Genomic DNA, 14,213 nt, shown 5'->3' on the forward strand with positions numbered 1-14,213 from the left:
CGCCGCCACGGTGCGCACCACGACCGCTGTCCCGGGGTGCCACTTCCGGCCGCTGAAGGCCGACGAGAAGATGGACCTTGGTGTTGTGGTAACAGACCCTTGGAAAGCCACCTGCCCACCCGTGCCGGCGGTCCTGGCCGCGAAGGCCGGCGATGAGGTTCTAGTCGACGGGGTCACTTACCAAATCGTCGGCCTGCCGCGACTTTTCACCGATGCTGTCGGGGCGCAGTACAAGGTGACGGTGATCTGCAAGCGAGTCAGTGCTTAGAGCTGGTCTCTCGGACCCGGCCTTTCGGTACTCCTCAATGAAAAGTCGAACTGGTCTTGCTGCGCTGAGATCGCGCTTGATGCTGGCAAGTTCATCGGCCACCTCGGCGTGGGCTTCATCCCCTTCAGCGAGTGCCTGCTTGAAGCTTTCGAGGTTACGACGGCGTTCGTCATCGAGTGGTTGACCTTCAAGCTTCGCGACATACTCCTGCAGAGCGCGCTTAGCCTTGCGGGAGCTGGCGAGTCGACGCTCATTGCGCTTAATTCGCCTCATCAACTTCCATCTGTTGCGCAGGCCGAATATCCACAGCTTGGTGATGAGGTATGCGAGTTGGGTCGTTCGGAAAAGGTAGACGACGAACTGGGCGATCAGTACGCCGGTTACGGAGGCAAGTGCAACATAAAGAGCAGGCTTTAGTCCGTCCGGCGGATCGTGCTGGAGCCAGAAGGCGGCCCCCCAGGCTGTAGTGGCGAGTATCGGTAGCGGCGCTGCACTCGCGAGCGCTCCTAGCAGGCGCTCGCGGTTCTCATCACGAGCGATCAGTTTCGCGATGGAGTCGGCGATGTGGCGTTCGAGTTGTTGCGCTTCTGAGGATTCCGGCACGAGGTTCTTTACGATATCGATCTCGCGTCCGATGCTCACGCGCAGATCTCGCGCGCTCTGCCGGCTGATCGTGTAGGTAACGAACTGCGTGAGGATCACGCCGGCCACCGCGATCAACGCGGCGACTACTTCCTTGGGCACTTCCCGAATGTACGACAGTCGGGGCGGCGCTAGCTTGTTCGTTGGGGAGATGAACACGTCAGCCGCGACGCCTTGGTGTGGTGGGCAATCAGCGAAGGCGCTCGAACAGCTCTCGGCTGACCTCGGCGATGCGGTCTGCGGCCTCGTTGAGCAGTCGCTCGCGCTCCTCGGGGCTGAGCGTGTCGTCTTCGTCCATGCTCCGAAAGTACCAATCACCATGTGGCCGGTCGACACATTTTCGGGGGACTACCGCACGGGCCGCACCGCGTTGGGCAATACCCACAACGTGATAGTCAACGACGACTGGCCATCGCGGGATCGCCCTTCAATCTGGACGACCGCCAGCCAGGTCCCGGTCGATCGGCGTACCCACGCCAGCAGCCGCCCGCGTGCGATCGCATCGACATGTAAGCCACGGTTCCTGACATCGGCCGGTGCTAGAGACATCACCCCGAGGGCGTCGGGCCACACGTTGTTGGTCAACACTTCCACCGGCTCGTCGCGCAGGATCAGCATGCGTGGATTCCGCCAGGTATCGAACACCTGTTCGATACTACGGGCTATCCCTCGTGGCGGGCGGATCGCGTCTGCGGGAAGCGGCGGTGCAGTCCGTCGACTAGATGGTGGGCGGCGTACAGGTCGCGGCGGAGTTGGGCGGCGAGGCGCCGACTACACCTTGCGCGGCTTGCCGAGGCGGTCTGCGCGCGGTGTTCGGCGGCCTCAAGCTTGCGCGAGATCGCCTCGATTTCATCCCACAATTCCGCATGCAGGCGTATCGCCTGCCCGACATCTGCAGCCTCTCCCACGGTGCGATGGTCGCACGAACTGGACAGTGGCGCGTGGTGAACGAGGGACTGGCGGGGTTTGTATTGACGGCTCTCAGGTCATGGCGGATGCTGTGTGCATGGCTGGCGTAAGTGAAGAATTGATGATCGCGGCCGTTACCTCGCGGTTGATTCAGAAGCATCCGGAGTTCTCACCCGAACGAGTGGTGGAGATCATCGACGAGAACCACCGCCGATTCGAGGCAAGTTCGATCCGGGACTTTGTGCCACTGCTGGTTGAGCGTCGTGCAACCGCCGCGCTGGCCGAGAAAGAACCCCTGTCGGTCTAGAGCGAACGGCCGGAACCGCCCCGGCCGAAGGGCGACCGAGGCGGTTCTGTCCAGCGTAGTTCGGGCTAGAGCAGTGGCAGCGCACCAATGTAGTAAGGGATGAGACTGACCACGGCGAGTGTCAGCGACGCCGCGAACATAGCCCTCATTGTTCGGCCTCGTCGTCGCGCTCCTCGAAGAGCCAACGCATCGCATCCCACTGAAGCCGAGTAGGGATGAACTCTTGGACGTCGGCCCAAGTCCACGGGCCTTCGGCCGGCGCCTCGGGCTTGAGGACTATCTGTCCGTTGTCGATGAGGTGCTGGGCGACGATCCGCGATTCTCGGCCGGTCACGCTAGACCTTCCAGCGCCGCGATCACGTCGCGAAGGCCGGCCAACGGGATGGCCTGGTCGCCGATACGCACCCACTGGTGGATCTCCCCGTCGGTGTACTCGATACCTCCCAGGGCGATGGTGACGCTCTCGGGCGTCCATCCCTCTAGGCCCGCGTTGGGAGTGTCAACGACGTACTCCCGCGACGTGAACGTGCGCCATGTCCGGCCGACTGGATCGTTGTCGATCCACTCGCAGTTCGGGATGCGTGAGGCGGTTTCGATCAGAGCAGCGGTCATGTGGATGTGCAACCTCTCAAGGAAAACTGGGAGGTCAGTTGCACGAATCTTGCACGGACGACCATTTGTGCTGGTCAAAGGGTGCCCCCGGCAGGATTCGAACCTGCGGCCTTCCGCTCCGGAGGCGGACGCTCTATCCCCTGAGCTACGGGGGCGCGTAGAACAACGCGCCGTTGGGCTTGCACAGACTAGCGCATCGGAGTCTGCACCCGTGAACCGGAATGGATTCGGGCGGTGACCACCCCAGACCATAGGATGGACCCCCGTGACACCCGCCGACCTGGCTGCCCTGCTCAAGACCACCGCCGCCGCGGTACTGGCCGAACACGGCCTGGACACCTCCGCGCTGCCCGAAACGGTGACCGTCGAGCGTCCGCGCAACCCCGAACACGGTGACTATGCCACCAACATCGCCCTGCAGGTCGCCAAGAAGGTCGGCGCCAATCCCCGCGAACTGGCCGGCTGGTTGGCCGAGGCGCTGACCGCCGCCGACGGCATCGCCGCCGCCGAGGTGGCCGGGCCCGGCTTCGTCAACCTGCGCATCGAGGCCGCCGCCCAGGGCATCGTGGTCACCAACGTGCTGACCGCCGGCGCCGCCTACGGGCACTCGGCTGACCTCGACCTGAATATCAACCTGGAATTCGTCTCGGCCAACCCGACCGGGCCCATCCACATCGGTGGCACCCGCTGGGCCGCCGTCGGCGACGCCCTGGGCCGCTTGCTGACCACCCAGGGCGCCGAGGTCACCCGCGAGTACTACTTCAACGACCACGGTGGCCAGATCGACCGCTTCGCCCGCTCGCTGGTCGCCGCGGCCATGGGCGAACCCGCGCCCGAGGACGGATACGCCGGCAGCTATATCAACGAGATCGCCGCAGCCGTGCTCGCCAAGGCGCCCGACGCGTTGAGCCTGCCCGCCGAAGAGCGGCAGGAGAAGTTCCGCGCGATCGGGGTGGACCTGATGTTCACCCACATCAAGCAGTCGCTGCACGATTTCGGCACCGACTTCGACGTCTACACCCACGAAGATTCGATGCACACTTCCGGCCGGGTCGACCAGGCTATCGCGAAGCTGCGGGACAACGGCGCCATCTACGAGAAGGATGGCGCAACGTGGTTGCGCACCACCGAGTTCGGTGATGACAAGGATCGGGTCGTCATCAAGAGCGATGGCCATCCCGCCTATGTCGCCGGCGATCTCGCGTACTACCTGGACAAGCGCGCACGTGGCTTCGACCTGTGTATCTACATGCTCGGTGCGGACCATCACGGCTACATCGCCCGGCTCAAGGCGGCCGCCGCCGCGCTCGGCGACGACCCGGACACCGTCGAGGTGCTGATCGGGCAGATGGTCAACCTGGTCCGCGACGGACAGCCGGTCCGGATGAGCAAGCGCGCCGGCACCGTGATCACCCTGGACGACCTGGTGGACGCCATCGGCGTGGACGCCGCCCGGTACGTGCTGATCCGCTCCTCGGTGAACAGCCCGATCGACATCGACCTGGCGCTGTGGTCCTCGGCGTCCAGCGAAAACCCGGTCTACTACGTGCAATACGCGCACGCCCGGCTCTCGGCTCTGGCCCGCAGCGCCGCCGACCTGGGCCTGGCCGCCGACACCGCACACCTGGAACTGCTCAGCCACGACCGTGAAGCCACCCTGATGCGCAGCCTCGGCGAATTCGGCCGGGTGCTCAAAACCGCAGCTGCACTTCGGGAACCACACCGGGTGTGCCGGTACCTGGAGGACCTCGCCGGGGACTACCACCGGTTCTACGACTCCTGCCGGGTGCTGCCGCAGGGCGACGAGACGCCGGACGCCCTCAACCAGGCCCGGCTCGCGCTGTGCGAAGCCACCCGCCAGGTGATCGCCAACGGTCTGGCCATCCTCGGCGTCTCCGCCCCGGAGCGGATGTGAGCACCAACCCAGGGGCCGCTCCGGCGCAGCCCCAGACCCCCGACGAGATCCTGCTGCTCGCCCCGAATGTGTGGCCGCGCAACCTGATCCGCCGCCCCGATGGTGTGGTGTCGATAGCCGGGGTGACGGTGACCGACCTGGCGGCCCAGTTCGGCACCCCGCTGTTCGTCATCGACGAGGACGACTTCCGCGCGCGGTGCCGCGAGATCGCCGCGGCGTTCGGCGGAGGCGAATACGTGCACTACGCGTCCAAGGCGTTCCTGTGCACCGAGATCGCGCGCTGGGTGCAGTCCGAAGGCCTGTCGTTGGACGTGGCCACCGGCGGTGAGCTGGCCGTGGCGCTGCACGCCGACTTTCCGGCCGAGCGAATCACCTTGCACGGCAACAACAAATCTGTCGACGAGCTGGCGATCGCGGTGAAGGTCGGGGTCGGGCACATCGTGCTCGACTCCGAAATCGAGATCGAGCGACTGGACGGCATCGCCGGCGCGGCGGGTGTGGTGCAGGACGTCCTGGTCCGGGTCACCCCCGGGGTGGAGGCGCACACCCACGAGTTCATCTCGACCGCGCATGAGGACCAGAAGTTCGGCTTGTCGTTGGCCAGCGGCGCGGCCATGGCGGCGGTCCGCAAGGTGTTCGGCACCGACAACCTGCGCCTGGTCGGCCTGCACTGTCACGTCGGTTCGCAGATCTTCGACGTGTCCGGCTTCGAGATCGCCGCGCGCAGGCTGATCGGCCTGCTGCGCGATGTCGTCGCGGAATTCGGCGTCGAGAAGACCACCCAGATGTCGATCCTCGATCTCGGTGGGGGACTGGGTATCTCCTACGTCCCGGCCGACGACCCGCCGCCGATGCGGGAGCTCGCAGACAAGCTCAAGGACATCGTGGCGAACGAATCGGCCGCCGTCGGGTTGCCGGCGCCCAAGCTGGTGGTGGAACCGGGGCGCGCCATCGCGGGCCCGGGCACCATCACCCTCTACGAGGTCGGCACCGTCAAGGACGTGGCGGTCAGCGCCACCGCGCAGCGGCGCTACGTCAGCGTGGACGGCGGCATGAGCGACAACATCCGCCCGGCGCTGTACGACGCCGAGTACGACGCTCGGCTGGTGTCACGCACCAGTGCCGCGTCGGCCGTGCTGGCTCGGATTGTCGGAAAGCATTGCGAGAGCGGCGATATCGTGGTCCGTGATACCTGGGTGTCCGACGACGTCGCCCCGGGTGACCTGTTGGCGGTGGCCGCCACCGGCGCCTACTGCTATTCGATGTCAAGCCGGTACAACCTGCTGACCCGGCCCGCGGTGGTCGCGGTCCGCGACGGGAAAGCCCGGCTGATTCTGCGACGGGAAAACGTCGACGATCTATTGAGTTTGGAGGTGAGCGGCCAATGAGCAAGAAGGACAAGCCCATCGGCGTAGCGGTACTGGGTCTGGGCAATGTGGGCACCGAGGTGGTGCGCATCATCAACGACAGCGCCCCCGACCTGGCCGCCCGCATCGGCGCGCCGCTGGAGCTGCGCGGTATCGGGGTCCGCAACGTCTCGGCCGACCGTGGCGTTGCGCTGGAGTTGCTCACCGACGATATCGACGCGCTGGTCTCCCGCGACGATGTCGACATCGTGGTCGAATTGATGGGCCCGGTCGAACCGGCGCGCAAGGCCATCCTGCGGGCGCTGGAGACCGGGAAGTCCGTCGTCACCGCGAACAAGGCGCTGATGGCGCAGTCCACCGGCGAACTTGCCCAGGCAGCCGAAAACGCGCATGTGGACCTGTATTTCGAGGCGGCAGTGGCCGGCGCCATCCCCGTCATCCGGCCGCTGACCCAGTCGCTGGCCGGTGACACCGTGCTGCGGGTGGCAGGCATCGTCAACGGCACCACCAACTACATCCTGAGCGCCATGAACGACACCGGCGCCGACTACGCCAGTGCCCTGGCCGACGCCAGCGCGCTGGGCTACGCCGAGGCCGACCCGACCGCGGATGTCGAGGGCTATGACGCGGCCGCCAAGGCGGCCATCCTGGCCTCGATCGCCTTCCACACCCGGGTCACCGCCGACGACGTGTACCGCGAGGGCATCACCAAGGTCGACGCCGCCGATTTCGAGTCCGCCAAGGCGCTCGGCTGCAACATCAAGTTGTTGGCCATCTGTGAGCGGCTGACCAACGACGAAGGACAACAACGGGTTTCGGCTCGGGTGTATCCCGCGCTGGTGCCGCTGGAGCATCCGCTGGCCTCGGTCAACGGTGCGTTCAACGCCGTGGTGGTCGAAGCGGAGGCCGCCGGCCGGCTGATGTTCTACGGTCAGGGCGCCGGCGGCGCACCGACCGCGTCGGCGGTGATGGGCGACGTCGTGATGGCCGCTCGTAACCGGGTACAGGGCGGGACGGGCCCGCGCGAATCCAAGTACGCGCAGCTGCCCATCGCGCCCATCGGCTTCATCCCCACCCGGTACTACGTGAGCATGAACGTCGCCGACCGGCCGGGCGTGCTGTCTTCGGTGGCAGCCGAATTCAGCAAGCGCGAGGTCAGCATCGCCGAGGTGCGCCAGGAGGGCACCGTGGACGACGACGGGCAGCGCGGCGCCCGCATCGTGGTGGTCACGCACAAGGCCACCGATGCCGCTTTGTCGGAAACCGTTGCCGCCCTTGCCGACCACGAGGCCGTCGAGAGCATCAACAGTGTGCTGCGCCTGGAAGGAACCGCAGAATGAGCACATCCGCCGTGCACACGCCATGGCCCGGTCTGATCGCGGCCTACCGGGACCGGTTGCCGGTCACCGACGAATGGACGCCGGTCACCCTGCTGGAGGGTGGCACTCCACTCATCCACGCCAAGCGGCTGTCGGAGCAGACCGGTTGCACGGTGCACCTGAAGGTCGAGGGTCTCAACCCGACCGGGTCGTTCAAGGACCGCGGGATGACCATGGCCGTCAGCGATGCGCTGGCCCGCGGGCAGAAGGCGGTGCTGTGCGCATCCACGGGTAACACCTCGGCGTCGGCGGCCGCCTATGCGGCCAAGGCCGGGATCACCTGCGCGGTGCTGGTGCCCCAGGGCAAGATCGCGATGGGCAAGCTGGCGCAGGCGGTAATGCACGGCGCCAAGATCATTCAGGTCGACGGCAACTTCGACGATTGTCTGGAACTGGCCCGCAAGCTGACCGCCGACTTCCCGACCATCGCCCTGGTGAACTCGGTGAACCCGGTCCGCATCGAAGGTCAGAAGACCGCCGCGTTCGAGATCGTCGACGCGCTCGGCACCGCTCCGGACGTGCACTCGCTGCCCGTCGGCAATGCCGGCAACATCACCGCCTACTGGCGCGGCTACTCCGAGTATCACCGCGACGGCGTGAGCGACCGGCTGCCACGCATGCTCGGCACCCAGGCCGCCGGCGCCGCGCCGCTGGTGTCGGGGCACCCGGTCAGCCACCCCGAGACCATCGCCACCGCCATCCGGATCGGTTCGCCGGCCTCCTGGAATTCGGCCGTGGAAGCCCAGCAGCAGTCCGACGGCCGCTTCCTGGCTGCCACCGATGAGGAGATCCTGGCGGCGTATCACCTGGTGGCGCGCGCCGAGGGTGTCTTCGTCGAACCGGCCTCGGCGGCCAGCATCGCCGGCCTGCTCAAGTCCGTCGAGGACGGCTGGGTGAAGCCCGGTTCGACGGTGGTCTGCACCGTGACCGGCAACGGACTCAAGGACCCCGACACCGCCCTCAAGGGCGTGCCGCCGGTGACGCCGGTACCGGTCGATCCGGTCGCCGTCGTCGAGAAGCTCGGCCTGGGCTGACGGGCGGCTGTTCTCGGTGACCCAGATTCTGCGGGCCGGTTTGACGGCCTCGTCCACCGTGCCCGCCTCCAGTGCCAACCTGGGCCCGGGCTTTGACAGCCTCGGCCTCGCGGTCGGCCTGTATGACGAGATCATCGTCGAGACAACGGAATCCGGGCTCATCGTGGAGGTGGAGGGGCAGGGCGCCGGTCAGGTCCCGCTGGACGGCACACACCTGGTGGTGCGGGCTATCCGCCGCGGTCTGGACGCCGCGGGCTTGCATGCGGCCGGGTTGAAAGTCAAGTGCTGCAACGTGATTCCGCATTCACGCGGCCTGGGATCGTCTGCCGCCGCGGTCGTCGGTGGGCTGGCCGTGGTCAATGGCCTTGCCCGCGAAGCCGGTTCGAGAGAACTGAGCCGCGACGAGCTGGTGCAACTGTCGTCGGAATTCGAGGGTCATCCCGACAACGCCGCGGCGGCAGTGCTGGGCGGCGCGGTGGTGTCCTGGACCGTGTCCGACGACGGGGCAACGCCCGGCCCGGATCAGTACGGTGCGGTGCAGCTGGAGTTGCACCCCGCCATCCGGTTGTTCCCCGCCATTCCGCAGAACCGGTCCTCGACCGCCGAGACGCGGGCGGTGCTGCCGGAACAGGTGCCCCACACCGACGCGCGCTTCAATGTGAGTCGCGCGGCCATGCTTGTGGTGGCGCTCACGCGACGCCCGGATCTGCTGCTGCAGGCCACCCAAGATCGGCTGCATCAACCGCAACGCGCGCCGGCCATGCCGGCCTCGGCGGAATATCTCGCGGCGCTGCGGCGTTTGAAGGTTCCAGCGGTGCTTTCAGGAGCCGGACCTGCGGTGATAGCTCTCACTAACGGGGTTGCCCTACCGGCCGAGGCTCTGGAGATAGGCGCCGCGAACGGATTTGCCGTCACCGAGATGTCCGTCGGCCAGCCGGTGCGCTGGTCATCCGGTGCAGCCTGAATCGGCCGTCGGCGTAACACGCGAAAGATGGCGTTTCTTGCTTCCCGCAGTGATGCGAGTTATTCTCGCTTTCGTCCAGCAATCGCAGCGACTCTAGCTGCGCCGACACTAGGACGACTACCTCATCTTCTCGTATTTCACTCGTGGGCTGACGGTCCTCCGCATAGCGGCGAATCCCGGCGATCACCGTCGCAATGGTGGCGGTGGCGCTGTGGAAGACAACGCAATCGGCTATTCGGCTGACTGCACATGACCTTCGGGGACCCCTCGCGTCGGATGGACGGCGAGGAAAGAAAGGAAATCCGTGACTGATACGGACCTCTTCACGACGAGCGACAGCGACGTGACCGTCGCACCGCAGGCTGTTGTGGAAACCACCGACGCGCCCAGTACGGGCGCCAGCCGAGGTGGACGCGGCGGCTCGCTCACATCGATGCTGCTCCCGGATCTGCGCGCACTGGCCAACGAGGTCGGCGTCAAGGGCACCTCCGGTATGCGCAAGAGCGAACTCATCTCCGCCATCAAGGAAGTTCGTGGCGGGGGAGGCGGCGCGACCGCGCCCGCCGCGCAACCGCAGCCCACCGAGGCCGCCGGGGCCGCCGAGGCCACCACCGCCGATGCACCGCAGGCCGAACGGCCGCGTCGCGAGCGTCGCGGCGCCTCCCGCCAGACGGGTGCGCCCGCTGCCGGTCAGGACTCGGCACCGCAGGAGCAGGCTTCGCCGCGCGCCACCGCCGAGCAGGATGGCGCCGGGCAGGCCGAGGCCAAGCAGGATGCGCCGACCGAGGACGCCAAGTCCAGGGACAGGGCCAAGTCCGCAGGCCAGGACAGGCCGGAAAAGCAGCAGGACAAGCAGGAGAAGCCGGACAACGCCGGTGAATCCGGCGGCGATCAGCAGGGCGGTCAGCAGAACCGCAACCAGAACCGCAACCAGAACAATCAGAACAACAACAATCAGAACAACCGCAGCGACAACCGCAGCGACAACAGCGACGACGACGATGACAGCCGTCAGGGCCGTCGCGGTCGCCGGTTCCGCGATCGCAGGCGCCGGGGCGAGCGCACCGGTGGTGACGGTGCGGGCAGCGGCGGCGGAGACCGCGATACCGAACTGCGCGAGGACGACGTCGTCCAGCCGGTCGCCGGCATCCTCGACGTGCTGGACAACTATGCGTTCGTCCGCACCTCCGGCTACCTTGCCGGACCCAATGACGTGTACGTCTCGATGAACATGGTGCGCAAGAACGGTCTGCGCCGCGGCGACGCGGTGACCGGTGCCGTGCGGGTCGCACGTGAGGGCGAAGGCAGCGGTGGGGGCGGCAACAACCCGCGGCAGAAGTTCAACCCGCTGGTGCGGCTGGACACCGTCAACGGCGGCCCCGTGGAGAACGCGAAGAACCGGCCCGACTTCACCAAGCTGACGCCGCTCTACCCGAACCAGCGGCTGCGCCTGGAGACCACCCCGGACCGGCTGACCACCCGCGTCATCGACCTGATCATGCCGATCGGTAAGGGTCAGCGCGCGCTGATCGTGTCCCCGCCCAAGGCCGGTAAGACCACGATCATGCAGGACATCGCCAACGCGATCACCAAGAACAACCCGGAATGTCACCTCATGGTCGTGCTCGTCGACGAGCGCCCCGAAGAGGTCACCGACATGCAGCGCTCGGTCAAGGGTGAGGTCATCGCCTCGACCTTCGACCGCCCGCCGTCAGACCACACCCAGGCCGCCGAGCTCGCCATCGAACGGGCCAAGCGCCTGGTCGAGCAGGGCAAGGATGTCGTGGTGCTGCTCGACTCGATCACCCGGCTGGGCCGCGCCTACAACAACGCGTCGCCCGCCTCGGGCCGCATCCTCTCCGGTGGTGTGGATTCCACCGCGCTGTACCCGCCCAAGCGGTTCCTCGGCGCGGCCCGCAACATCGAGCACGGCGGTTCGCTGACCATCATCGCCACCGCGATGGTCGAGACCGGCTCCACCGGTGACACCGTCATCTTCGAGGAGTTCAAGGGCACCGGTAACGCCGAACTCAAGCTGGACCGCAAGATCGCCGAGCGCCGGGTCTTCCCGGCGGTCGACGTCAATCCGTCCGGTACCCGTAAGGACGAGCTGCTGCTGGGGCCCGACGAGTTCGCGATCGTGCACAAGCTGCGTCGCGTGCTGTCCGGGCTGGACAGCCATCAGGCCATCGATCTGCTGATGAGCCAGCTGCGCAAGACCAAGACCAATTACGAGTTCCTGGTCCAGGTCTCCAAGACCGCTCCGGGCAGCAACGGCGACGACTAGTCCCCACAGCCCCCAAAAGTCCCGCCTCTCGATATCGAGGGGCGGGACTTTTTTCGGTCAGGCCAGCGCGGGATCGTTGGTCAGCCCCGGCATGACATAGCGGCGCACGTGGGCGAGCACGGCGTCGAAATTACCGGGGTCCAGATGCTGACCGGGCATCGTGGCCAGCGACAACAGCGACCGCGCCACCCATTCCGAGGCCTCGGCGACATCGAGGCCGGGGTGGATCTCGCCGTTGTCCTGGGCGTGCACCAGATAGCGGCTCCAGAAAGCCGCCAGGTCGGGCACCAAGCCCTGTACACCCGCGCCCGCACAGGCGGCGAACTCCTCGGGCTCGTCCATCCGCAACTTCATCAGCAGCGCGCCAGGGTCTTCGTAGGCGGTGTGGCCATGCCTGACGCCGGCGGCGATCCGCTGGTCCAGGGTGTCGAACTGTTCGAGCATGGCGTGCGCCTGCGACCAGTACGCGTCGTTGAGTCGCACGATCGCTGCACCCAGCAGCGTCACTTTGTCGGGGAAGTGCCGGTACAGCCAGCCGCGGGACACCTGGGCGGCCTCGGCCACCTCGGAGACCGTGGTGGCCCGGATGCCCTTGGCACGCAGACAGACTTCAGCGGCGTCGATGAGCCGATCGCGAACGCTGCGTGGGGTGGTGGTGCTCGTCAAGGGTGCCGGCTCCTGGTCAGGCGTGGCGGGTGGGCAGCATCGATTGTGCCAAGCGCAGCGCCGCTCTGGTGTAACCGTTCGTCATGGTAGACACTTTCCCGATACTGTTCACCGTTTCCGAGGGAGCGTCAGTGGCCGACACACTCCAGCAGTTGCTGCGGGAACGGGCGGACCTGGGCTCCGTCGCGGTCAAGCACGGCGACCGTACCTGGACCTGGCGCGCGCACGTCGCCGAGGCCTCGCGGCAGGCCGCGGCCCTCATCGAATTGGCGGATCCGGCCCGGCCGCTGCACGTCGCCGTGCTGCTGGGCAATACCCCGGACATGCTCACCGCGCTGGCGGCCGCGGCCCTCGGTGGATACGTGCTGTGCGGGATCAACACCACGCGACGCGGTGACGCGCTGGCCCGCGATATCGCCAAAGTGGACACTCAGATCCTGATCACCGATGCCGCACACCGGCCGCTGCTCGAGGGTCTTGATCTGCGCGGCGTCACGGTGGTGGCGGCCGGCACCGGCGAATGGGATCGATTGCTCGCCGCGGCACCGGAGCTGACCCCGCACAAAGAGGTCGGCGCCGACGACACCTTCATGATGATCTTCACCTCGGGGACCAGTGGCGACCCCAAAGCGGTCGAGGTGCCCCATGCCACGGTGCTGTTCGCCGGTACCGCGCTGGTGGCGCGGTACGAGCTCGACGCGACCGACACCTGTTACCTGGCCATGCCGCTGTTTCACTCCAATGCCGTCTACGCGGGGTGGAGCGTGGCGCTGGGTGCCGGCGCGGCGATGGCGCCCGCCACGTTCTCCGCCTCGGGCTTCCTGGCCGATATCCGACGCTACGGCGCCACCTATATGAATTACGTCGGCAAGCCGCTGGCCTACATCCTGGCGACCGCCGAGCGGCCCGACGACGCCGACAACCCGCTGCGGGTGGCGTTCGGCAACGAGGCAGCCGACCGGGATATCGACGCGTTCAGCCGGCGGTTCGGCTGCACGGTCTGGGATGGGTTCGGCTCCACCGAGACCGCCGTCATTATCACCCGCACCGAGGACTGCCCGGCGGGGTCGATCGGCAAGGGCTTCCCCGGCGTGGCCATCTTCCGTGACACCGGCGAGGAATGCGCGGTGGCCCGCTTCGACGAGACCGGGGCTCTGATGAACGCCGAGGAGGCGACCGGCGAACTGGTCAACACCTCGGGCAGCGGACTGTTCCGTGGCTACTACAACGACAGATCCGCCACCGACGAGCGGATGCGCGGCGGCGTGTACTGGTCCGGTGACCTGGCCTACCGGGACGCCGACGGCTGGATCTATCTGGCCGGCCGCACCGCCGACTGGATGCGGGTGGACGGCGAGAACCTGACCGCCGCACCGATCGAGCGGATCCTGCTGCGCCTGCCCGCGATAAACCGGGTCGCCGTCTACCCGGTGCCCGACGAGTTCGTCGGCGACCAGGTGATGGCCGCGGTGGTGCTCAACGACGGCGCCGAACTGACCCCGGCGGGGTTCGCCGAATTCCTGACCGCCCAGCGCGACCTGTCACCCAAGGCGTGGCCGCGCTATCTGTGGGTCGCGCCTGACCTGCCCAGCACCGCCACCAACAAGATCCTCAAACGCGAACTCGTCGCGATGGGCACCGAACCGCGCGGCCGGGTGATCTGGCGGCGCCACGGCACCGACTTCGTCGATCAGCCGTAGGTGACCGACGGCTGACCGACGACACCCGATCGGGGCGGGAATACCGGCCGGTCTTTGGGCGTTTTCGCGGTTGGCGGTTGACCTGGCATAATGGACCGTCGACCCTCGGTTCCGGTTCACGTCCGTACGTCCTCAGGTCAGAGGCGGGCGACCCGGCGGCCAA

14 protein-coding genes and 1 tRNA gene are annotated in these 14,213 nt (G+C 67.0%); 8 read left to right on the plus strand and 7 right to left on the minus strand.

Going from position 1 to position 14,213, the window contains the following annotated elements; translation table 11 throughout:
• Nucleotides 1-160: 160 nt before the first annotated feature.
• From ACXPWS_RS07690 to ACXPWS_RS07700, 3 genes are all read right to left on the minus strand, one after another.
• A complete protein-coding gene (locus ACXPWS_RS07690; RefSeq protein ID WP_458711875.1) occupies nucleotides 161-1,012 on the minus strand; it encodes a hypothetical protein in 852 nt (283 codons plus the stop codon).
• Between the two features lie 246 nt (nucleotides 1,013-1,258).
• Nucleotides 1,259-1,555: a hypothetical protein gene (locus ACXPWS_RS07695; RefSeq protein WP_458711876.1), complete on the minus strand. Its 297-nt coding sequence runs from the start codon at nucleotides 1,553-1,555 to the stop codon at nucleotides 1,259-1,261.
• Between the two features lie 17 nt (nucleotides 1,556-1,572).
• The gene (locus ACXPWS_RS07700) at nucleotides 1,573-1,818 is read right to left on the minus strand and encodes a hypothetical protein (RefSeq protein WP_458711877.1); all 246 of its coding nucleotides are present in this window, start codon (nucleotides 1,816-1,818) and stop codon (nucleotides 1,573-1,575) included.
• 98 nt (nucleotides 1,819-1,916) lie between these two features.
• On the opposite strand from ACXPWS_RS07700, the gene ACXPWS_RS07705 reads away from it, so the two are divergent.
• Nucleotides 1,917-2,126, plus strand: a complete 210-nt coding sequence (locus ACXPWS_RS07705) for a three-helix bundle dimerization domain-containing protein (RefSeq protein ID WP_458711878.1) — start codon at nucleotides 1,917-1,919, stop codon at nucleotides 2,124-2,126.
• A gap of 145 nt (nucleotides 2,127-2,271) precedes the next feature.
• On the opposite strand, the gene ACXPWS_RS07710 is transcribed toward ACXPWS_RS07705, so the two are convergent.
• The 3 genes from ACXPWS_RS07710 to ACXPWS_RS07720 form a co-directional block, all read right to left on the minus strand.
• A complete protein-coding gene (locus ACXPWS_RS07710) occupies nucleotides 2,272-2,460 on the minus strand; it encodes a hypothetical protein (RefSeq protein WP_458711879.1) in 189 nt (62 codons plus the stop codon).
• Nucleotides 2,457-2,738: a hypothetical protein gene (locus ACXPWS_RS07715; RefSeq protein WP_458711880.1), complete on the minus strand. Its 282-nt coding sequence runs from the start codon at nucleotides 2,736-2,738 to the stop codon at nucleotides 2,457-2,459. Before ACXPWS_RS07715 ends, ACXPWS_RS07710 begins: the two co-directional genes overlap by 4 nt.
• An 82-nt stretch (nucleotides 2,739-2,820) precedes the next feature.
• Nucleotides 2,821-2,893, minus strand: a tRNA-Arg gene (locus ACXPWS_RS07720).
• A 110-nt stretch (nucleotides 2,894-3,003) separates the two neighbouring features.
• Between ACXPWS_RS07720 and argS the strand changes: the two genes are divergently transcribed.
• The 6 genes from argS to rho all read left to right on the plus strand — a co-directional run bounded on the left by argS (nucleotide 3,004) and on the right by rho (nucleotide 11,684).
• The gene (argS, locus tag ACXPWS_RS07725; protein ID WP_458711881.1) at nucleotides 3,004-4,653 is read left to right on the plus strand and encodes an arginine--tRNA ligase; all 1,650 of its coding nucleotides are present in this window, start codon (nucleotides 3,004-3,006) and stop codon (nucleotides 4,651-4,653) included.
• On the plus strand, nucleotides 4,650-6,041 hold the full coding sequence (gene lysA, locus ACXPWS_RS07730; RefSeq protein ID WP_458711882.1) for a diaminopimelate decarboxylase: 1,392 nt from the start codon (nucleotides 4,650-4,652) through the stop codon (nucleotides 6,039-6,041). The genes argS and lysA overlap by 4 nt, the downstream gene beginning before the upstream one ends.
• On the plus strand, nucleotides 6,038-7,360 hold the full coding sequence (locus ACXPWS_RS07735) for a homoserine dehydrogenase (protein WP_458711883.1): 1,323 nt from the start codon (nucleotides 6,038-6,040) through the stop codon (nucleotides 7,358-7,360). Before lysA ends, ACXPWS_RS07735 begins: the two co-directional genes overlap by 4 nt.
• The gene (thrC, locus tag ACXPWS_RS07740) at nucleotides 7,357-8,433 is read left to right on the plus strand and encodes a threonine synthase (protein WP_458711884.1); all 1,077 of its coding nucleotides are present in this window, start codon (nucleotides 7,357-7,359) and stop codon (nucleotides 8,431-8,433) included. Before ACXPWS_RS07735 ends, thrC begins: the two co-directional genes overlap by 4 nt.
• 16 nt (nucleotides 8,434-8,449) lie before the next feature.
• Entirely contained in the window at nucleotides 8,450-9,397 is a 948-nt protein-coding gene (gene thrB / locus ACXPWS_RS07745) for a homoserine kinase (protein WP_458711885.1), read from the plus strand.
• Between the two features lie 367 nt (nucleotides 9,398-9,764).
• Nucleotides 9,765-11,684, plus strand: coding sequence for a transcription termination factor Rho (gene rho, locus ACXPWS_RS07750; protein WP_458713450.1), 1,920 nt, complete (start codon nucleotides 9,765-9,767; stop codon nucleotides 11,682-11,684).
• A gap of 57 nt (nucleotides 11,685-11,741) precedes the next feature.
• Here the strand turns inward: rho and ACXPWS_RS07755 are convergent, their stop codons facing one another.
• The gene (locus tag ACXPWS_RS07755; protein ID WP_458711886.1) at nucleotides 11,742-12,350 is read right to left on the minus strand and encodes a TetR/AcrR family transcriptional regulator; all 609 of its coding nucleotides are present in this window, start codon (nucleotides 12,348-12,350) and stop codon (nucleotides 11,742-11,744) included.
• Nucleotides 12,351-12,481: 131 nt separating this feature from the next.
• Between ACXPWS_RS07755 and fadD1 the strand changes: the two genes are divergently transcribed.
• Nucleotides 12,482-14,050, plus strand: coding sequence for a fatty-acid--CoA ligase FadD1 (gene fadD1 / locus ACXPWS_RS07760; protein WP_458711887.1), 1,569 nt, complete (start codon nucleotides 12,482-12,484; stop codon nucleotides 14,048-14,050).
• The last annotated feature ends 163 nt before the right edge of the window (nucleotides 14,051-14,213 follow it).

The sequence above is a fragment of the Mycobacterium sp. BMJ-28 genome (genome assembly GCF_054404835.1).

Excerpts from the sequence above, each read along its gene's own strand:
- ACXPWS_RS07735 (WP_458711883.1), top strand. The coding sequence starts at position 6,038 with ATGAGCAAGAAGGACAAGCCCATCGGCGTAGCGGTACTGGGTCTGGGC.
- ACXPWS_RS07715 (WP_458711880.1), bottom strand. The coding sequence starts at position 2,738 with ATGACCGCTGCTCTGATCGAAACCGCCTCACGCATCCCGAACTGCGAG.
- thrC (WP_458711884.1), top strand. The coding sequence starts at position 7,357 with ATGAGCACATCCGCCGTGCACACGCCATGGCCCGGTCTGATCGCGGCC.
- ACXPWS_RS07705 (WP_458711878.1), top strand. The coding sequence starts at position 1,917 with ATGGCTGGCGTAAGTGAAGAATTGATGATCGCGGCCGTTACCTCGCGG.